The organism is Streptomyces sp. W16 (genome assembly GCF_033194735.1).
Lineage (GTDB): Bacteria > Actinomycetota > Actinomycetes > Streptomycetales > Streptomycetaceae > Streptomyces.
Genome location: NZ_JAWOAI010000038.1, coordinates 15,054 through 33,220 on the forward strand (window position 1 = coordinate 15,054; position 18,167 = coordinate 33,220).

The following is an 18,167-nucleotide window of genomic DNA, read 5'->3' on the forward strand; positions in this document are numbered from 1 at the left end:
CCTGTCTAGTCTCGTCAACTCCATCCTGGAAGATTCAAGGTGGCGACCCTCCATCTTGGGTGTTTGACGTGCGCCAGAGATGGCGCCTATGGTTATTTCGCCATAGAGACAGACTGGTCTAATCAGTCGGTGAGATTGAGGAGTGGAGCATGAGTACGACCTTCTTCGGCGTGTCCTTCGACGCAGCCGACGCCGCACGCGCCGCGCGGTTCTGGGCTGCTGTCCTGGACCGAAAGGTCGCTGACGGTGCGGACGAGCACGATGCCGTCGTGGAGGCCGGCGATCCCGCAGGCGGACCACGGCTGGCCTTCCACCAGGTGTCCGAGGCCAAGAGCGTCAAGAACCGATTCCACCCGGATCTGATCACCGGCGACTATGAGGGGGAGAGCGAACGTCTGCTCGCGCTCGGGGCGACCAAGCTCCACGAAGTCGTGCGCGGCGGAGCTCGGTGGACGACGTTCGCCGATGTCGAGGGCAATGAGTTCGACCTCATCGCCGGCTGAACCACCCACAAGGCAAAGGAAGATGACCATGACGACGCGGGAACCCAAGATCCCCGGACCCGACCACCCCATCACCATCGAGGCCACCGGCGTGCGAGTGGTGGCCCGCGTCGGCACGCACGTCGTCGCCGACACCACCCGGGCCCTGACCCTCCGCGAGGCCAACTACCCGCCGGTGCAGTACATCCCGCTCGACGACGTCGACCGGACACTGCTCACGGACAGCACCACCCGGACGTACTGCCCCTACAAGGGCGACGCGTCGTACTACGGCCTCGCCCTCGCCGACGGCGTGCGGGCCGACGCCGTGTGGTTCTACCCCGAGCCGTACGACGCCGTCGCGGACATCGCCGGCCATGTCGCCTTCTACACCGACCAGGTGGACGTCCAGACCGGCGCCTGACAGTCGAGGGAGGAGGTCGCGTGGCTGCTCCCGCCCCTCCAAGCAGGGGCACGGCGGGACCGGTCGGCCCGGGTCCAACCACCCCGCCATGCCGGCCCCCCCGGCCCGTGACCAGGGCTGCTGCTCGGTAACAGGCCGGAGGAGGCGATGGGGTGCGGCAGGCAGGCGTGCTCGATGTCGGGTGCCACAGTGCTTTGCTGACGGTTGTGCGGCGGCGCCCGGGTGCGGTGCTGGAGCGCAAGGTGCGGCTGAGACTGCACGAGACCACGAGACCCTCGACCGCAAGGGACGGCTGGACCGGGCCGGCGTGAAGAGCGTCTAGCGGGCAGTGGCCGAGGTGGTCGCCTCGAACCCGCGTCCGCGCGGCCCGGAGGTGTTCGCGTTCGCCACCTCCGTCATCCGGGACGCGCCCAACCGGGACGCGATCATCGCGCAGGTGGCTCGTACCACGGGCACTCGCCTGCGTGTGCTGACCGGTGAGGAGGAGGCGCGGCCGGCCTACGTGGCCGCCCACCAGTGGGCGGGCTCAGCGGCCGGCCCACTGCTCGTCCTGGACATCGGCGGCGGCACCCTGGAGATCGCCTCCGGCACCGGGGACCAGCTCCACACGGTGTACTCGCTGTCGCTGGGCGCGCGCAGGGTCACCCGGGACTGGCTGCCCGGCAACACCTCGCCGTCCCCACGCCGCCTGGCCGAGATCCGGAAGCACCTGCAGCGGTCCCTGGAAGCCGTTCCCGACCTGCCGCGGGCCGAATCGGGCAAGGCGCCGCGAGCCGCACGGCAGTTGACCCTGCCCCAACTGCGTGCCGCGGTCGCCCTGTTGGCCGAGGCGAAGCCGTCCCGCCGTGGCCAACTCCCGGGCATCTCCCGGGACCGAGCCGGACAGTCGCTTGCCGGAGCCCTGATTGCTCAAGCCCTCATGGAAGCCTGCGGGGCCAAGCGCGTCGAGATCTGCCCCTGGTCCACCCGGGAAGGACTCCTGCTGGAACACCTCGGCGTGCCCCACACCACAGCGGACCGCTCCCGCCTCGCCGGCTGAACCTCAACGTTCTGTTCCGCGAGCGTCGCCCCCTTGCCTTCTTTCGCAGGGCCCGGTTCGGGCTCGTGGCCTCCGGGGTCGGTATGACTCGTCGGGAGCTGTTCGCCGGGGCGGGCCGTTGCAGGGCGGTCACGGTTGGGCGACGGTCCCCACGACGAGGGCGTTCGCACTCACTCCGGCGACCGGAACACGTTCCACCGCAGCGCATCCGGCCCTCCGCAGCCACCGCTCGTACGTGGCGCCGGTGTAGTTCCTGCCATGCCGAGTCTCCACGAGCATCAGCAGGTTGAACAACGCGGCGGGCGCGGGTCCCGACTCGTCATCGTCCATCAGCAGTTCTGCGACCAGGATCCGGCCGCCGTCCGGGAGCACCGCCGCGACCTTGTCGAGGATGACCTGGTTCTCCGCGGCGCTCCAGTCGTGCAACACCGACGACAGGAGGGCCACGTCGTGCCCGCCGGGCAGCTTCTCCTCGGCGAAGAAGTCGCCGGCCACGCAGGTGATCCGGTCGCTGAGGCCCGCCTCGGCGATCCGCTCCGCCGTCTGCTCGCACACGAACGGCAGGTCGTAGACGGTCGCTTGCAGGGTCGGGTAGGCCCGGCACAGCTCGATCGTGAACGCGGCACCGCCACCACCGACATCCAGCAACCGCCGCACCGACCCGAAGTCGTACGCCTCGGCGACAGCCCGCGCCGTGTACGTCGACAACGAGTGCATGCCCCGCCAGAACGTCCGCACCGTCACGGGATCGGCGTCGTCGAACAGCGAATCCCGCTGCGCCGAGTCCCATACGGTCGGCGCGTCGGTGTGCACCGCCTCGGCCAGACGCATCCAGCCCGCGTAGACCCGCTCGTCCAGCATGGTGACGAAATCACCGAAGTAGTAACGGGTTCCGGGGACCAGATACTCACGCGCCAGCGGCGACGCCAGGAACCTGTCGCCGTCCTTTTCCAGCAGCCCCAGACTTGCGCATCCGGTGAGCAGCATCCCCGCCGGACGTGTCCGCAACTCCCGTGCGGCGGCGAACTCCTCGACGGTGATCCCGTCGCCCGCCGCCATGCTGAACACGTCCAACTGAACAGCGACGGCGAGTGTCTTGCTCGCGAACAGCCCCGAACTGAGCTGCATCAAGGCGAAGGGCGCAACCGTCACAGCTCGTCCCCTTCCCGACGCAGGCCGAGTCGTGGATTCTCGACCATCGCTGTGGCCTGCTCGACGATTTCAGCAATGGCGTCGAAGGGCCGGTACTCGGCGCACTGACTCCGGATCTCGCTCGCGCGCTTGTGGTATCGCGGGTCGTTCAGTACGTCGTCCACGGCGGCACGGACGGCAGCCGTCTCGGGGCGGGCCGTGTGCAGGTTTACGCCGACGCCGGACCACTCGACGCGGGCGGCGACCTCGGGTTTGTCCTCGGTCTCGCCGCCGACGACGAGCGGGACCCCGTGCCGCAGCGCGGTCTGGACACCGCCGTATCCGGCGTTGGTGACCAGGACGTCGGCGAGCGGCAGCAACTGCTCGAAGGGCACGAACCCGGCGAGGCGGACGTTGGCGGGAACCTGACCGTCCAGCGCCGTCCGAACCATGTCGGGGCCGTCGGGGCGTGCCGTCGCGGCCACGACGGTCACGTCCGCGTCCGCCAGCGCACGGAGTGCGGGCACGAGGAGCTGGGAGAGGTCGCCGTTCTCCACGGTGCCCTGCGTGACGACGACAACCGGCCTGTCGGCGGACAACTCCGCCCACCAGTCGGGGAGTTCGAACCCGCTGTCGGTGGCGGCCGGGAGGGGGCCGATGAAGCGGAAGCCCTCCGGGGCGTCGCTGCGCGGGTACTCGAAGGCGGGAACGGTCAGCTGAAGCAGGTGGTCGGGGACCGTGGCCATGGCATCGAAGAGCGGAGCGGGCAGTGTGACACCCATCGCGGTGAAGACGCCTTCCACGTACTGCTGCGGATCGGCGAAGAACGCTCCCATCTGGACGCGCATGTCGTCGTAACGGGCACGTTCTTCGCCGGTGGTGGGCGGGAGCAGCCCCGGCCCGAAGGGCGCGGTGTCCACGCTGCCGAAGGCGGGTGGCGCGATGCCGATGTTCACGAGGAGCGGGCGTCGGCCTCGGGGAGCGCGCAGGGCCGTCGGCAGCGCCCAGAAGGACATCGGCTCGCTGATCACCACGGTCGCGGGGAACTCGGCGAGCAGTTTCTGGAGGCGCTTGTCGTGGATCGGCGCCTGGTCGGCCGCGAGGTGCTTGATGTCGAAGGCGATACGTTCGAGCGGTGCGAGTTTCTCACGTTCGGCGAGCGCGGCGTCCAGGGCGCCGAGAGTAACGTCGACCTCTGCGGGGTGCGGGACGAACCGCGCCCCGGTCGCGCCTATCTGCTCCTCGAACCGGGCGCCCGTGTAGAAGAGGACCTCGTGTCCGCGCTTCGTCAGGTCGGCTGCTATCGCCGCGAGGGGTACGACATGGCCCGGCACTGGGCCCGCTGTGACAATGATCTTTGCCATGGTCTCTTTTCCGGATGGGCGGGAACGTGGTCTTGGGCAAACCGGTGGGCATATGCGGCAGTTCAAGCGGAATGCGACAACTGGCCCCGCCGTTCCGCCGGTACTGGGGATCGGGAATCAAGCGCACCAGGACGTCGTGCGGAGTGGTTCAAGGCCGGACCGCGGAACGGTGACCGCTCGGTCCGGGCTGTTCATGCCTTGTGGGCGCGGGCGCTGATCTCGACGGACAGGTTGCGGGCCGCCATGCCGCGCATCTTGGTGATTCCGAGCGCGTAGCGGTCGATCGTCCCGTGGGCGGTGAACACTGCCGAGGCGCCTGTGATGTCGATGTCCGTCACGGTGAGATCGATGAGCGCCGACTTCCCCTTCACTGTGAGGGTTCCCGACACCGTGCAGCTGTCCGTCCGGCGCTGAATGCCGTTGGTCCGGAAGGAGATGGTGGGGTGGCGGCGCGCATGGAGGAACAGGGACGACCTCACCTGGGGGTCCCTGATGAAGTTCCGGGTCGAGAAGCTCGAAGCGGAGATCTCGGCGTCCACGGTGGAATCGTCTACCTGGTCGGGAACGATGATCACGCCGCGCGTCACGGCGAAGCTGCCGCGAACCTTGCCCAGGCCGAACATGTGCTTGGTGATGAACGTGACGGTCGATGTCGAGCCGTCGATGATGTAACGCCCGGTCGGCGGCGCCGGGAGGGCGGTTGCGGAGGTGGACATGGCATCGAGGTCCTTCGTTGGATGGTGTGTCAGGGCTGCCGCGAGCAAATGGGACGGCTCTTGGTTCCGTCTGCGGCGATGGCCAATCTAGCAATCGCTGCCTGCGCAGGCAAGTAACGCCGTGTGATGCGCTGTCGCACAGGGTGGCGAGTGGGGGAGTGCCGGCTGGTCGGTCATGTCCGCGAACTGGCCGGACAACGCGGTCGGATGGTGTTTGCGAGTGGGAGTTGGCAGCGCTCGCGACTGGGGTGACCTGAAGTGAAGGTGACGCGGTCCGAAGCAGGGGGAGGCGTCCGCGACTCAATAGCTGCCTGCAACCGCAAGTACGCTGAAGCCATGACGGATGGCCCACCCATGAACCTTCAGCCACTGGACGCTGTGGAGGAGCCGGCATGGCGAGATCTCGCCCGCTTCTTCGTGCTGGCGCCGCGGTACCTCGACGACGACCTGCAGCGCGGCGCGAACATCTCGCTCAGTACCTACAGTGCCTTGACGCACCTGTCCGAAGCGCCCGATCAAGTACTGCGGGTCGCTGAACTCGCCAGTCGTGTCTACCTGTCGGGCAGCAGGACGACGCGTCTGGTCGACGCCCTCGCTGCCGATGGCCTGGTGGTCAAGAGACGTTCCGTGGATGACGCGCGGGGTGTCGAGGTCATCCTCACGGCGAAGGGGTTGGAGCGATTGCAGCGGGCCTACCCGGTGCACCTGCGTAGCGTGCGGGAGCGCGTCCTCGATCATGTCCCGCGCTCCACCCTGCCCGATTTCGCGGAAGCGATGCACGCCATTGCCAAGGCGCTCGGCTAGCGGCAGAAGCGGGCAGCAGGCTGTCCGACGCCTGCTGCCCCTCCGGTCCGGATGGAGTCGGCTCAGGCCCCGTTGAAGTGCTCATCGGTGAAACCCGGCTTGGCGTCGTTGATCGCCCGCCGGTACCGCTCGGCGATGTGGTCGGGGTCGTACGGGGTGCCCGGCTCGACCGCCCCGTTGACGGTGAGGGTGAGGACCCGGATGCCGTCGTCGGCGAGCTGGGTGCCCAGCAGGTTCGCGACCCCGCGCAGCCCCAGCTTGCCCAGGGACAACGTGGCGAGGCCCGGGTGCGGCTGGTCGGCCAGACCGCCACCGGTGAACAGCAACGTGCCGCCACCGGCGGCTCGCATGGCCGGCACCGCGACCTGGGCGGCCACCACCCCGCCGACGACGTTGACGGTGTGGGCCCCCAGCAGGTTCTCGGGCGCGGCCGACAGGAGGTCGTCGGGCGTCAGTTGGGCAACGTTGTACAGCACCACGCCGGGCGGGTTCGGGGCCGCGTAGAGCGAGCTCAACGCCTCGCGCAGCTGCTCGGGGTCGGCCGCGTCGACGCGCACGACGGCCACCTCGGCCCCGGTTGGGCCCAGGTCGGCGGCGAGCTCCTCAAGCTTGTCCCGGTGCCGGGCGGCCAGGGTCACCCGGTAGCCGTCGCGGGCGAAGCGACGGGCGGTGGCGGCGCCGATGCCGGGGCCGGCACCGATCACGAGCAGGTGGCGTGCGTCAGCGGGATGCGGTGAGGAGGACGTAGCGGCGGACACGATAGGAGGGCTCCTTCAGAGCAGGGTGCACAAGGCCGATGCCCGTATCGTTTCCGTCCTCAAGACTGGTATCAAGTCACTGCTGATACTAGTTTCACGACTGAGTGGGGGCTGGCCGGCCTCTGGAGGATCCTGATGGTTGTGTACACCGTGCCGCGGCCCGAGGAGCCGGCCGATCCGTCCCCCGAGTCCGGCGGCAATGCCGTCGGACTCGCAAGCCGCGGCAACTCCGACACCGCGTCTGTCCGGCGCCGGGAGCTGGCCGTCTTCCTGCGTAACCGACGCGAGCGCATGTCGCCGAGCGAGCTCGGTCTCGTGGCGGTCACTCGGCGGCGCACCCCTGGTCTGCGCAGGGAGGAGGTCGCTCAGCACGCCGGGATGAGCGTCACCTGGTACACGGCCCTGGAGCAGGCCCGCGACGTACGCCCCTCGCCACAGGTGCTCAACGCGCTCGCCCGCACGCTGCGTCTGGACCACGACGAGCGCCATCACCTCTACCGGCTCGCCGGTGCCGCGGACGACGCAGTCGTCGTGGAGTGCAACGCCGTGAGCGCCGAGTTGCACGCCGTGCTGGACAAGCTCGACCCCTACCCCGCCTGCGTACAGAACGGCAAGTTCGACCTGCTCGCCTACAACAGCGCGATGCGCCTGCTGATCACCGACCTCGACGAGGTGCCGATCGCACAGCGCAACTGCGTCTGGCTCACCTTCACCGAGCCCCGCTGGCGCGAGCGTGTCGTCGACTGGGAGCAGGCCGCGGCTCGCCAGGTCGCGAACCTGCGCGTCGCCATGGCCGAGCACGTCGACGACGGCCGGTGGAAGGCGCTGGTCTCGCGGCTGCGCGCGGAGTCGTCGGAGTTCGCCGAACTGTGGGACCGGCACTCCGTCCGCGGTGTCGACGCCGGGGTGCCGCGCCAGATCGACAACCCGGCGGTCGGCCGGATGACCTTCACCGTCTCCAACACCTGGGTCGCGCCCGGCTCGACGACCCGGCTGCAGGTGCTGCTCCCCGCAGACCCCCACACCGTCGAGCGGCTGACCAGGCTGGTCGCCGACGCCGGCTGAGCCCGACCCGAGCGCAGCAGGCCCGGTCGTCGGGTCGGTCCGTGTGGCGCGGCAGACCGGCCAGTAAGGCATCGGCCACCGTCTCGCCGTTGGCCCCTGGTCAGTGGCGCGTGCGCGACGATCAGCTGCGGCGGGGGATCAAACCGTTGTGGACCACGCCACTCCTGCGGTCTGTGGGTGGTCACACGTCGACTGCGACCTCGGTCTTGCCCGGTCGCGCATGCAGGTGGGGCAGGGTGTGCGCTCCGGCCGCGATCGCGAGCATGATCGCGGCCTGGACCGCGAGCGACACCACGAAGGCGGTGCCGACGCCGGTCTTCTCCAGCCCGACGAACAACGTGCCCAGCGTCGCCACCCCGAGCGCCAGGCCGGACTGTTGCACCGTGGTGACCACACCGCCCCCCACCCCCACCAGGTGCTCGGGGACGTCGAGCAGGATCAGTCGGAAGAGGCAGGCGAAGACGAGCGCCTGGCCGGCCCCCGCCAGTACGAGTCCCGGTGCGAACGCCCAGTAGTCGGTGTGCGGCCACGTCGTCACGGTGACCAGGACGAGCACCAGGAGGCCGAGGGCGACGGCCACCGCGGCGACGGCGACGACGCGGCGGGCGTCGAACCGGGCGATGGCGCGCGGCGCGGCGAGGGACGCGACGAAGTAGGCGACCGCCAGCGGGAGGACCGCCAGACCCCCGCCGAGCACCCCGCTGTGCAGGCCCGTCTGGACGGTGAGGGCGAACGCGAACATGAAGGCGCCGTAGGTGAGCATGAACGGGAGGTGCAGCGCGAAGCCGCGCCTCATCGACGGCAGCCGCAGCAGCGACGGGGGCAGCAGCGGAACCCGCCCGGCCGCCTCGGCACGGCGTTCGACGACGACCGTCGCCGCCGCGAGCACCGGCACCAACGCCAGCGCGCCCCGGCTCCACAGGGGCCAACCGATCGTCGGTCCCTCCGCGAGCGGCACCAGCAGGGCCACCAGGGTCCCGGCGAACAGGAGCGTCCCCACCAGGTCGAGCCCGAGCGGGTGCGGTGAGCGGGACTCGGGGACGAGGCGCCCGGCCGCGATCAGGGCCACCGCACCGATCGGCACGTTGACCAGGAAGATCGGCCGCCATCCGGTGCCCGCGATGTCGGCGGTCACCAGCAGGCCACCGACGAGCTGGCCGACCACGATCGCCGCGCCCGCGGCCGAGCTGTACAGCCCCAGGGCCCGGTGCCGCCGTTCCCCGCTCAGCGTCGCGTGGACCGTCGCGATCACCTGGGGGACGACCAGGCCCGCCGCGGCACCCTGCAGGATCCGCGCCGTGAGCAGGACGCCGATCCCGGGAGCCGTCCCGCAGACCAGCGAGGTGAGCACGAAGCCGGACATCCCTGTCAGCAGCATCCGCCGGCGGCCGATCATGTCGCCCAGCCGCCCGCCGAGAACCAGTGTCGCGGCATAGGCCGTCCCGTAGCCGGCGACGACGAGTTCGAGCGCGCCGGCACTCGCCCCCAGCGACGACTGGATCGTGGGAAGCGCGACGTTGACGATGAAGAAGTCGACCTGGGGCAGGAAGACCGCGGTGATCAGCACGGCGAGGCCGGCGCTGGTCAGGGCGACGGGCGGCTGGGCGGAATCGTCAGCGTTTCGGGCGGCGGTTGTAGGCCGGGGGGACGAGGTCATGGCCCCCATGGTCGGCACCCTCCTCGCGGGCAGCCAGCAACGCTTCATGCTAGGAGTCACAGTGACCGGCGCGGAGCGGAAGCGTCGGATCGGCAGGGCCGACAGGCCGGGGCCACGTGGCGCATTGCCGCCTCCCCGCCTGCGCGCGCAGCGCCGTCAACGCACGCTCCCAGGTGCCGCCGATGCCCTACTACCGCAGCCTGCTCCGGAGATCTTTCATGGCTGAGGCTACGGGGGTTGGAGGACGAGCCAGGCCTGGGGCATGAGGCCACTTGAATAGACAAGACGCGTCTACGAGATGCCGACGCGACGCGCTTCCTCAACGGCTGGAGACAGCTCAGCCATCGGATCGCCGTGGCCCGGCAGGACCGTCAAGTCGCTTCCGATCCCCGCCAGGGTGTCCAGCGAGGCAAGGGCCGACGCGCCGTCGTGTGTGAAGCCGCGGCATACGAGGCGAGGTCCCCTGTGCCCGGTCAGGCCGTCGTACGAGACAAGCGCGTCGCCGGTGAAGATCACCCCGTGGTGCCGGAAGACGTAGGCGGTACTTCCCGGCGTGTGCCCGGGAATCGGTACGGCCTCGGGCGTTCCCGGCACGCGCGTGAGCGTGGCGGGGGATTCGAAAACCTCCGGATCACTGACAGGAGCGGGACGAAAAGCTCCGCTCCGGGCAAGGTGGACCACAAGCCCCATGCTCGCGGGTCGCCGCATCAGGTAGCGAGCCATCGACCGTTCTGTGCTCGCCCCCGCTCGCGCGGGGTTGGCCGCGGCAAGGGTGGCGGCTTCGGCACTGTGAATCCACACCGCAGCGCCCGCTTCACGGCGGACTCGGGCCGCCAGACCCAAGTGGTCAGGGTGGGCATGGGTGAGCAGGACAGCCTTGATGTCGCCCGGAACGGCACCGATGTCTGCGAGATGATCGCAGAGCTCACCCCAATGGGTGGGCAGTCCACCGTCGACCAGGACCAGACCCTCCGGCTCCTCAACGAGATAGAAGTTGACCATGTCGTCGCCGAGGCGATGTACGGCGGGTGGGATGAGGGGTGTCTGCTCCACGATGATTCCCATGGGTCGAATCGGCCTGGATTTGTCTTGGTCGGCTCCGTCCGCGTTCTGCGGTCCGAGGCCATCTATTGATGCCGCTGCGGGTGGAAATGCGGTCGTGATGTCAGATCTGCGCCCTGCCGCCGTCGACGAACAGTTCGATACCCGTGACGAAGCTTGAGTCGTCCGAGGCCAAGAACAGTGCCGCTTTGGCGACTTCGTCGGGCGCACCCATGCGGCCCATCGGAATAGTGGAGATGATCCTCTCGATGGCGTCCTGGGGCTGCCCGGCCACCATGGAAGTGGTGATCGGGCCGGGGCTGAGAACGTTGGCACGGATACGACGGTCCGCGAGCTCAACGGTCCATCCGCGTACGAAGTTTCTGATGGCGGCCTTACTCGCGCCATAGACCGCGAACGCGGGGGTTCCTTTGGCGCTCGCGACGGAGCCTGTGAGGATGATGGAACCACCGGGGTTCATCAGTGGCAGCGCCTTCTGTACCGTGAAGAGCACACCCTTCACGTTGGCATTGAAGATCCTGTCGAAATGCTCTTCCGACACAGCTTCAAGTGGAGCCATTTCGGCCACGCCGGCGTTGGCGAAGACGATATCGATCGGCCCGTGTGCCGCGACAGCCTCGTAGAGCCGATCGAGATCGGTCAGGTCGGTAACGTCTCCTTGGACACCGGAAGTGTTGTGACCGATCTCCATTACGGCGTCGTCGAGTTGCTTCCGGTTTCGCCCCGTGATGAAGACATGCGCACCTTCCGCGACGAAGAGTTTTGCCGTGGCGAGCCCGATCCCGGCCGTGCCTCCGGTGATGACCGCCACTTTGCCCTGCAACTTGCCCATGCGTATTGACCTCGATCTCAGTGCTTTGCGTCCGCACGGACCGCCTCGGTCGCCAGGCTGCCGGCCAGGAAACGGCTGATCTGCGCGGCCACGAGGGAGGGCTGCTCGATGTGCGGCCAGTGACTGCACTTCTCGATCTCGGTCGTGGTCGTCTTCGCCGACTCGAACCGCGTCACGACCTGGGAAGCGACGACCTCAGAGGTGACGATCGGGTCGTCGCTTCCCGACAGGATCAGCACCTGCTTGGAGAACCCACTGGGCCGCTGGACGGCGTGACCGTTGTTCCACAGGTCGGCTGTGGCCAGTACGACCTCGGGGCGCACCTTCGCGGCTACCGTGGCGATTCGCGCCAACTCGGCTTCGGGAGCCGACGGCCCCGCTTGCTGGCGTACGGCCTGAATCACCGATGCGTCCGCTCCGGCCAACGAGTGGAAGCTCTCGATGATCTCGTCGGGCAACCCCGCTCCGGCCATCGGAATGGGTGCCAGAAGTACCAGGCCCAACGCGCGCTCGCTGCGCGCCTCGGCGGCAAGTTCGACGATGGGTGCCGCCATGCTGTGACCGACGAGTACGAACGGCTTGTCCACCGCGTCGACGACGGCCAGCAGATCGGCGGCGAACCGGTCGAACGTGAACGGCCCGTCTGCCTGCGTGCGGTTTCCGAAGCCGGCCAGGTCCAACTGCACGGTCTCGAACCCGGAGCCTGACAGTTCCGCGATGACGGGGCCCCAGACGTGCAGGTCGTCGATCCAGCCGTGCATGAACACAACGGCGATGTCGCCCACGCCGTCGCGGCGAAACGCGATGTCGCTGTTCGGGATCTTTGCTGAGGTGGCCATGAGGGTTCCTTGCCTGAAGAAGTGGATGCTGACCCCGGGCGCGGCGCCAACGGGAGTGTGCGGACGCGCGCTGGGCTGCGTCCTCGGCATGGTCGTGCTGCTTGCACCTGTGTCAAAGGTGCTGTCAGGTGTCTGGGATCTGGACAAGGCGTGCTGAGCACGCTCAGGAAAAGGCGACCGGCCGGTCCAGGAAGCGCCCCGCATCGGCGACGAACAGTTCCGGGTATTGGAACAGCGAGGCGTGACCGGCGTCGGGGTAGACGATGAGCTGGGCGCCGGGGATGTGCTGGGCCAGGTGGTAGGAGTTGATGGTGGGGACCATGACATCGCGTCGGCCGTTGACCACCAGGGTCGGTTGAGTGATCGTCCGAAGCTCGGCGAAAGGCTCGCCGTGCGGGAGCTTCCAGTCGACGATCGCGGCTGTCTGGGCCTGCATGGTCTGCTTCGACGTCGGCGGGTCCACGTCGGCGGTGCGCTGGTGGCGACGCTCCCAGAACCTCTCACCGGCGGCCTGACTGGTCGGTGTGGGCTCGAAGAAGAGGAGCCGGAAGTCTTCGAGAGCCAGTACTTCGTGCCGGGTGGCGACATCGGTCGCGTCGGGGTGCCGGTCCGTGTCATCGCCGGCTCGGGGCTTGGTGCCGGCGAGAACTAGCCTGCGGACCAGGTCGCGGTGACGGAGTGTGAGGGCCTGCGCCACATAGCCGCCGATGGAGAAGCCGAGGATGTCGACGCGGGTCAGGCCCAGCGCGTGGATGAACGTGGCCGCGTCATCGGCCTGCGCTTCCACGGTGTCCGGGGTCTGGCCGCCGGAGCTTGCGACGCCTGTGTTGTTGAACAGAATGACCGGACGGTTCGCGGCCAGTCCGTCTGTCACCGCCGGATCCCAGTGATCCATGCCGCCACGGAAATGCTGCAGGAACACCAGCGGCGTGCCGGTCTCGGCGCCGAAGCGCCGGTAGGCGTACCGAATCCCGTTCGCCGTCACGAACCGCGTCGGAGCCGTCACATGGGAGAGAGGTGCTGTGTAGGTCGGTCGGGTCGTCATCTTGAACTCCTACTTCATCAGCCGTACGGGAGAACCCGCCTGGAACGCGGCGATGTCCTCGACGGAGTCCTGATAGAAAATCTCGTACAAGTCGCGGTTCACGTAGCCGATGTGCCCCGTGAGCAGCGCGTTCGGCAGCGCCCGCAACTGGTGGTCCGCGGGTAGTGGCTCGGTGTCGTACACGTCGAGCGCCGCTGCTCGGATCGCGCCCTGGCGCAGGACGTCGATCAGGGCGACCTCGTCGACGACCGGTCCGCGTGAGGTGTTGACCAGGACGGCCGAGGGTTTCATCGACCGTAGTTCCGCCGCGCCGACCAGCCCGCGTGTTCGCTTGCTGAGCAGTACGTGGATCGAGAGCACATCGCTTTCGGTGAAGAGTTGCTCCTTCGTCACCGCCCGCACGCCGTGCCCGGCGGCGGCTTCGGGGGTCAGGTTCTGACTCCAGGCGATGGTGTCCATTCCGAACGCCTGCGCAACTCGCGCCACTCCGGAGCCGACGCGGCCCAGGCCCAGAACGCCGAGAGTCCTGCCGTGCAGCCCCTCGCCGAGCGATACCTGCCAGCCGCCGGCGCGCATCGACTCCGCCTCGGCGACCAGGTTTCTCGTGGCACCGAGGATCAGCGCCCAGGTGTGCTCGATGGTGGCGTGGGACTCGTAGCGGGTACCGCACACCGTGATGCCGAGTCTGTGTGCGGCCGCAAGGTCGATGGCGGCATTGGCCGGGCCGGTGCTGACCAGGAGTCGAAGGTCGGTCAGCCGCTCCAGGACCTCGGCCGGGAATCGTGTGCGCTCCCGCATGGCCACGAGCACGTCGAACCCGGCGAGGCTGCGGACCACCTCGTCGGCATCGGCGAACGGCTTGGTGAATACGACCACCTCGGCAGCGAGCGACCCCCAGTCGGCCAGGTTTGTCGCGACGTTCTGATAGTCGTCGAGGATCGCGATCTTCATGTGGGTGGCCATGTGGGCAACCTCCGTATTTCGTCGAGGCGAAGCGCCTGTCTCCGCGTGGTGGCGACCCGGCGTGGCTCAGGCGAGCAGACCCAGAGCGCTGTACCAGAGGGGTCCCGGGTTGAGCCGGTCACCGTGGAGCTTCGACATCTCCTCGAAGAACTCCAGCGGCTTCGGCCTGCCGGCCAGGAGCCGGATCGCGTCACGCAGGTACTGCCGGGTCTCGTCCAGGATCTTCGGATCGTCGGGCAGGTCCGCGTTCTTGTGGCCGGCGACCACGTGGAGCGGGTCGAGTGCGGCGAGCCGGTCGATGCCGTCCAGCCACGCCTGAAGGCCGCCGCCACCGCCTTCGAGCATCATCAGGTGCACGCCGTTGTAGACGACGTCCCCGGCGACGACGAGACCGATCGACGGCACGTGCAGGACGCTGGAGTCGTCAGTGTCGGTGTGACCGGTCTCGACGGCCCGAAGGACTTGGCCCTCCAGCCGGAATCCTTCGGCCGGCACGGGGACGGCGAGGACCGGGGTGTTCTCCGGGACCCCGGGGAAGGACTTCGCGAACCCCTTGTCCTTGCCCTCCAGTTGGGTGCGCATCTGCCGGATGGTGCCCTCGGTGGCGTACACCACGCTGTCGGCGTCGCCGAACCGCTCCAACAGCGTCGCGGTACCGAACCAGTGGTCGGGGTGGCCGTGGGTGACGTAGACGAACGCCAGACGCTTCCCTGAGCGCGCCAAGCCTTCGGCGACCTGCGCGATCTGGGTGCGAGTCAGCGGCGGGTCCACCAGGACCGCGTCGTGCTCCCCGGTGATCAGGGTGGATGAAATCGGCGAGGACACGATCCCGTCGCCGTTCGGCAGCCGAAGATCGATGTTTCTGGGAACGCCGTCCGAGACGAGGACTTCGTAGGTCAAGGCAACGGGTTCGGTCATTTCGGTCCTTCTCTCATGACATGCGGACTCAGAGCCGGGCTCGCACAGGGTCGCTAGCGGGCCACCTTGAGCAGGGTCTTTCCGCCGCGCACGACCTGCTCGATGGCCGTATGGATGTCATCGAGGTCGAACACGGCGGCGGGCGGAACGAACAGGGCTCCGCTCGCGACCAGGGGCGCGGCCTCGCGGATGACGGGCAGCAGCTTCGTCGCGTAGTCGAAATGGCCGGCGAAGAATCCGTGTACCGTCGCGCGCTTGCCGATCAGGGTCAGTCCGTTGACGGACATCGGCTGCCCGGTCGCCGAGGCGTAGGTGACGAGCGCACCGCCCTCCGACAGCAGGTCGAGCAGGCGGGCGGGAGCCTCGCCGCCCACCGAGTCGACGGCGAGCGCGACTCGGCCGTCGCCGATCTCCTTGCGAACCTCATCGACGGCCGTTGCGCCGTCGAGGCGGACGATGTCCGCGCCGGCCGCGGTCAGTTCGGCGAACACGGACTCGTCCCGGACAAAGTTGATCGTCCGGAACCCGCGTGCCTTCGCCAGGGCGATCAGGGAACGTCCGACGCCGGAGTTCGCGGCGTTCTGCACGATCCAGTCCCCGGGCTTCAGGTCGGCGTACTCGCTCAGGATCAGACCGGCCGTGGGCGGATTGCTGCCCAGCATCGAGAACTGCTCGACGCTGCCTTCCGGCAGCCGGAACAGCCCGTCGGCGGGCAGTAGGAGTCGCTCGCGCCAAGCGCCGCCGAACAGTGGCAGAACCACCAGGTCGCCCACCGCGAGGGTGTCGATGCCGGGGCCCACCTCGATGATCCGGCCGACACCCTCGTTGCCGAGAATCAGCGGGAGCGGCGGCCGTACCAGCGCGCCACTGACGACCAACAGGTCGTGCAGGTTCAGCGGCGAGAACTCGACCGCGACCTTGACCTCGCCGGCGCTGGGAGTGTTCGGCTCCGGGAGATCGACGACGTGCACGACGTCCTCGGGCTTTCCGAACTGGGTGATCTGGATGGCACGCATAGGGACTCCCGGTGAGAGGCAGCAGGTGCTGTGAAATAGTCAAACACAGTTTGCTTCTGTCCGCATCCCTGTATCCCTGCATCCCCGAGTCGGTGCTGCCGGAGTCGCAGAGTGGAGGCGTCCAGCTGCTGATGGCGTCACGCTGACCGGCTGCGCCCGGACGCGGCCGGGCGGCCTGATTGACCACGTCGACGTGCGGCGAGTCGGAGGTGTGATGCGTGATGGCCTTCGGGCCGGGGAAGTTGAGGCTGCGGCAAGGTCTTCGCCGTGCGCCGCGACTCCGCACTCGCGAGACGCGCCGACCTGTGTCTGGACTCGGATCCCCTCCGCCATGCCGCCGATTCCGCGCTTTCGCTCGACCGGCCCGCCTGTCTCCTCGCTGCTCACCCCATGCGTGGCACGCGTCGGGACGGGGCCGGTGTGACGTTGGCATAATATGTACGCTTCTTTCGTCAACCTTCGCCGGCAAGGCTTTGCCCGGATCTCGACTGGAGGTCGGCGGAGTGTCGGCCCTGGTGAGGACCGAAGCTGATGGGCGACGGCCAACCCGGACATGGGTAGTCACCACCGTGTCGAGTCGCGGTCGTCCACCGGACGGCTACGACTGCATGCGACAGGCATCAGCCCGGACGTCAACGATCGTCCGGTGCCTTGCCGGGGCGCAGCGGTCCCTCTTGCCGAAGCCGAAAGGCGCCCGGAAGGGCGCCGAACACGCGCGACGCGCCAGGTGTCCCGCCGGCGTTGTGCCTCAGAATCCGGCTGGTTCGACAACGGAAAGAACGTAAGTGTAAGCCTTACGCTTGTTTCACGATGGCCGGCTCAGGTATATTGGTGATCATGTCCGATCTTGCCACCGAGCGTTACGCGGCGGCCGCGGCGCCGGAGGCGTTGCGGCGTGTGCAGTCGTTCCTCAACACCCGCTCCACAGGCAGCCCTCCCGAGGCCGACCTCTTGGCGAGTCCCGCCTCGGCGAACAGCTGGCTGCGCACGCTCCAGTGGCCCACCCGCCCCCGTTTGACAACGGACGACCTGCCCCCGCTCTACGAGCTGCGCGAAGCCCTCCAAGCTCAAGTCGAAGCCGCCCGAACACCATCGGGATCCCCGCTCCAGCCTGACCTGGCAGGCCACCTGGAGAAGCTCCACTGGGGAATGACCCTGGAGGAGGGGCGGCTCGTCCTCTCAGCTGAAGGCGATGGCTGGCGCCTGGTCGCCGGCACCCTGCTCGGCGACATCTTGCTCGCCCAGCAGCACGAACTGTGGCCCCGCCTCAAAGCGTGCCGGAATCCACCCTGCTCGGTGGTCTTCTACGACAACTCGAAGAACCAGTCCCGGGTGTGGCACAACACCTCCGTCTGCGGCAACCTCGTCAACCTTCGCGCTGCCCGAGCCCGCCAACGCGCCCAGGCCACATAGAAGCAAAGCCGGCGCGGGGAATGTCACCCGCTGCGCGAGCCGAGCCGTCAAGCGATCAGGTAGGGCGTGGCCCGCATGGTGGTATCGGAATCGCCTTGTGGTCGATGGTCGATAGTCGCGGGCTGCTAGGGCCTGATGTAGCTGTTGATGGGGCCGGAGCCCGACCGGGAGACGAAGAAGTTCCCGCTCGTCATCACCACGATGTACGGCAACGCCCTGCGGGAGAAGGGCGAGCGGTGGAAGGCGTCGCGCAAGGACGGCAAGGGGCGCGGGGCCATCGACGCTCTGCTCGGCCAGCCTGTGCTTCAGCGGCGAGGCGTCCGCAGGTCAACGCTCGCGATCGCAGGAGACCGCCCGCATCGGAGCGCGGCTCATTCTCCCCAGATTCTCCCCAGCGGCCTCGGGGGCACCGTCGGAGCCCGCGATCCGGGCCGCAGCCACTCCCGGGAGTGCCCCCGATGGCGATTACTCAGAGCCAGTCTTTCCGCTTGAAGATGACGTACAAACTGGTGCATACGACCGCCATCAGGACGATGGCGAAGGGATATCCGAGCACCCAGTGCAGCTCCGGCATGCGCCGGAAGTTCATCCCGTAGATCGTCCCCACCAACGTCGGCGCGAACAGAATCGCCGCCCAAG

At 68.4% G+C, this 18,167-nt stretch carries 20 protein-coding genes; 6 read left to right on the top strand and 14 right to left on the bottom strand.

Translation table 11 applies throughout. From position 1 onward, the window contains the following. Window positions 1-149: 149 nt before the first annotated feature. From R6V09_RS07785 to R6V09_RS07795, 3 genes are all read left to right on the top strand, one after another. On the top strand, window positions 150-503 hold the full coding sequence (locus tag R6V09_RS07785; protein ID WP_317880603.1) for a VOC family protein: 354 nt from the start codon (window positions 150-152) through the stop codon (window positions 501-503). A 28-nt stretch (window positions 504-531) separates the two neighbouring features. Next, window positions 532-906: a DUF427 domain-containing protein gene (locus tag R6V09_RS07790; protein ID WP_317880604.1), complete on the top strand. Its 375-nt coding sequence runs from the start codon at window positions 532-534 to the stop codon at window positions 904-906. 328 nt (window positions 907-1,234) lie between these two features. Further along, window positions 1,235-1,945 (top strand): Ppx/GppA phosphatase family protein, encoded by a 711-nt coding sequence (locus R6V09_RS07795; RefSeq protein WP_317880605.1) that lies wholly within the window; start codon window positions 1,235-1,237, stop codon window positions 1,943-1,945. 129 nt (window positions 1,946-2,074) lie between these two features. On the opposite strand, the gene R6V09_RS07800 is transcribed toward R6V09_RS07795, so the two are convergent. The 3 genes from R6V09_RS07800 to R6V09_RS07810 form a co-directional block, all read right to left on the bottom strand. Further along, on the bottom strand, window positions 2,075-3,097 hold the full coding sequence (locus R6V09_RS07800) for a methyltransferase (RefSeq protein ID WP_317880606.1): 1,023 nt from the start codon (window positions 3,095-3,097) through the stop codon (window positions 2,075-2,077). Further along, window positions 3,094-4,440: a glycosyltransferase gene (locus R6V09_RS07805; RefSeq protein ID WP_317880607.1), complete on the bottom strand. Its 1,347-nt coding sequence runs from the start codon at window positions 4,438-4,440 to the stop codon at window positions 3,094-3,096. The genes R6V09_RS07800 and R6V09_RS07805 overlap by 4 nt, the downstream gene beginning before the upstream one ends. 191 nt (window positions 4,441-4,631) lie before the next feature. Next, entirely contained in the window at window positions 4,632-5,204 is a 573-nt protein-coding gene (locus R6V09_RS07810) for a YceI family protein (protein WP_317880608.1), read from the bottom strand. 288 nt (window positions 5,205-5,492) lie between these two features. Between R6V09_RS07810 and R6V09_RS07815 the strand changes: the two genes are divergently transcribed. Continuing rightward, the gene (locus R6V09_RS07815) at window positions 5,493-5,960 is read left to right on the top strand and encodes a MarR family winged helix-turn-helix transcriptional regulator (RefSeq protein ID WP_317880609.1); all 468 of its coding nucleotides are present in this window, start codon (window positions 5,493-5,495) and stop codon (window positions 5,958-5,960) included. Window positions 5,961-6,022: 62 nt separating this feature from the next. Here the strand turns inward: R6V09_RS07815 and R6V09_RS07820 are convergent, their stop codons facing one another. Further along, on the bottom strand, window positions 6,023-6,718 hold the full coding sequence (locus R6V09_RS07820; protein WP_317880610.1) for an SDR family NAD(P)-dependent oxidoreductase: 696 nt from the start codon (window positions 6,716-6,718) through the stop codon (window positions 6,023-6,025). A 135-nt stretch (window positions 6,719-6,853) separates the two neighbouring features. Between R6V09_RS07820 and R6V09_RS07825 the strand changes: the two genes are divergently transcribed. After that, the gene (locus R6V09_RS07825) at window positions 6,854-7,783 is read left to right on the top strand and encodes a helix-turn-helix transcriptional regulator (RefSeq protein WP_317880611.1); all 930 of its coding nucleotides are present in this window, start codon (window positions 6,854-6,856) and stop codon (window positions 7,781-7,783) included. Between the two features lie 181 nt (window positions 7,784-7,964). Here the strand turns inward: R6V09_RS07825 and R6V09_RS07830 are convergent, their stop codons facing one another. The 8 genes from R6V09_RS07830 to R6V09_RS07865 all read right to left on the bottom strand — a co-directional run bounded on the left by R6V09_RS07830 (window position 7,965) and on the right by R6V09_RS07865 (window position 16,115). Next, window positions 7,965-9,440 carry an MFS transporter gene (locus tag R6V09_RS07830; RefSeq protein ID WP_317880612.1) on the bottom strand — a complete coding sequence of 492 codons (1,476 nt, stop codon included), beginning with the start codon at window positions 9,438-9,440 and terminating at the stop codon, window positions 7,965-7,967. 291 nt (window positions 9,441-9,731) lie between these two features. Beyond that, window positions 9,732-10,493 carry an MBL fold metallo-hydrolase gene (locus R6V09_RS07835; RefSeq protein ID WP_317880613.1) on the bottom strand — a complete coding sequence of 254 codons (762 nt, stop codon included), beginning with the start codon at window positions 10,491-10,493 and terminating at the stop codon, window positions 9,732-9,734. Between the two features lie 112 nt (window positions 10,494-10,605). Next, window positions 10,606-11,334 (bottom strand): SDR family NAD(P)-dependent oxidoreductase, encoded by a 729-nt coding sequence (locus R6V09_RS07840; RefSeq protein WP_317880614.1) that lies wholly within the window; start codon window positions 11,332-11,334, stop codon window positions 10,606-10,608. A 17-nt stretch (window positions 11,335-11,351) separates the two neighbouring features. Next, window positions 11,352-12,173, bottom strand: a complete 822-nt coding sequence (locus R6V09_RS07845; protein ID WP_317880615.1) for an alpha/beta fold hydrolase — start codon at window positions 12,171-12,173, stop codon at window positions 11,352-11,354. 163 nt (window positions 12,174-12,336) lie between these two features. Beyond that, a complete protein-coding gene (locus tag R6V09_RS07850) occupies window positions 12,337-13,218 on the bottom strand; it encodes an alpha/beta fold hydrolase (protein WP_317880616.1) in 882 nt (293 codons plus the stop codon). A 9-nt stretch (window positions 13,219-13,227) separates the two neighbouring features. Next, the gene (locus tag R6V09_RS07855; protein ID WP_317880617.1) at window positions 13,228-14,181 is read right to left on the bottom strand and encodes a D-2-hydroxyacid dehydrogenase family protein; all 954 of its coding nucleotides are present in this window, start codon (window positions 14,179-14,181) and stop codon (window positions 13,228-13,230) included. A 66-nt stretch (window positions 14,182-14,247) separates the two neighbouring features. After that, a complete protein-coding gene (locus R6V09_RS07860; RefSeq protein ID WP_317880618.1) occupies window positions 14,248-15,099 on the bottom strand; it encodes an MBL fold metallo-hydrolase in 852 nt (283 codons plus the stop codon). A 53-nt stretch (window positions 15,100-15,152) separates the two neighbouring features. Further along, entirely contained in the window at window positions 15,153-16,115 is a 963-nt protein-coding gene (locus tag R6V09_RS07865; RefSeq protein ID WP_317880619.1) for a zinc-dependent alcohol dehydrogenase family protein, read from the bottom strand. Window positions 16,116-16,952: 837 nt separating this feature from the next. Here R6V09_RS07865 and R6V09_RS07870 point away from each other — a divergent pair. Continuing rightward, complete coding sequence (locus tag R6V09_RS07870) at window positions 16,953-17,528, top strand: CGNR zinc finger domain-containing protein (RefSeq protein ID WP_317880620.1); 576 nt, start codon at window positions 16,953-16,955, stop codon at window positions 17,526-17,528. A gap of 125 nt (window positions 17,529-17,653) precedes the next feature. On the opposite strand, the gene R6V09_RS07875 is transcribed toward R6V09_RS07870, so the two are convergent. Beyond that, window positions 17,654-17,806, bottom strand: coding sequence for a hypothetical protein (locus tag R6V09_RS07875; protein ID WP_317880621.1), 153 nt, complete (start codon window positions 17,804-17,806; stop codon window positions 17,654-17,656). 191 nt (window positions 17,807-17,997) lie between these two features. After that, the coding region (locus tag R6V09_RS07880) for a CorA family divalent cation transporter (RefSeq protein WP_317880622.1) at window positions 17,998-18,167 on the bottom strand (170 nt) is incomplete at its 5' end.

Excerpts from the sequence above, each read along its gene's own strand:
- R6V09_RS07840 (WP_317880614.1), bottom strand. The coding sequence starts at position 11,334 with ATGGGCAAGTTGCAGGGCAAAGTGGCGGTCATCACCGGAGGCACGGCC.
- R6V09_RS07830 (WP_317880612.1), bottom strand. The coding sequence starts at position 9,440 with ATGACCTCGTCCCCCCGGCCTACAACCGCCGCCCGAAACGCTGACGAT.
- R6V09_RS07850 (WP_317880616.1), bottom strand. The coding sequence starts at position 13,218 with ATGACGACCCGACCGACCTACACAGCACCTCTCTCCCATGTGACGGCT.
- R6V09_RS07815 (WP_317880609.1), top strand. The coding sequence starts at position 5,493 with ATGACGGATGGCCCACCCATGAACCTTCAGCCACTGGACGCTGTGGAG.
- R6V09_RS07805 (WP_317880607.1), bottom strand. The coding sequence starts at position 4,440 with ATGGCAAAGATCATTGTCACAGCGGGCCCAGTGCCGGGCCATGTCGTA.
- R6V09_RS07865 (WP_317880619.1), bottom strand. The coding sequence starts at position 16,115 with ATGCGTGCCATCCAGATCACCCAGTTCGGAAAGCCCGAGGACGTCGTG.
- R6V09_RS07785 (WP_317880603.1), top strand. The coding sequence starts at position 150 with ATGAGTACGACCTTCTTCGGCGTGTCCTTCGACGCAGCCGACGCCGCA.
- R6V09_RS07790 (WP_317880604.1), top strand. The coding sequence starts at position 532 with ATGACGACGCGGGAACCCAAGATCCCCGGACCCGACCACCCCATCACC.
- R6V09_RS07845 (WP_317880615.1), bottom strand. The coding sequence starts at position 12,173 with ATGGCCACCTCAGCAAAGATCCCGAACAGCGACATCGCGTTTCGCCGC.
- R6V09_RS07860 (WP_317880618.1), bottom strand. The coding sequence starts at position 15,099 with ATGACCGAACCCGTTGCCTTGACCTACGAAGTCCTCGTCTCGGACGGC.
- R6V09_RS07855 (WP_317880617.1), bottom strand. The coding sequence starts at position 14,181 with ATGGCCACCCACATGAAGATCGCGATCCTCGACGACTATCAGAACGTC.
- R6V09_RS07875 (WP_317880621.1), bottom strand. The coding sequence starts at position 17,806 with ATGGCCCCGCGCCCCTTGCCGTCCTTGCGCGACGCCTTCCACCGCTCG.
- R6V09_RS07870 (WP_317880620.1), top strand. The coding sequence starts at position 16,953 with ATGTCCGATCTTGCCACCGAGCGTTACGCGGCGGCCGCGGCGCCGGAG.
- R6V09_RS07825 (WP_317880611.1), top strand. The coding sequence starts at position 6,854 with ATGGTTGTGTACACCGTGCCGCGGCCCGAGGAGCCGGCCGATCCGTCC.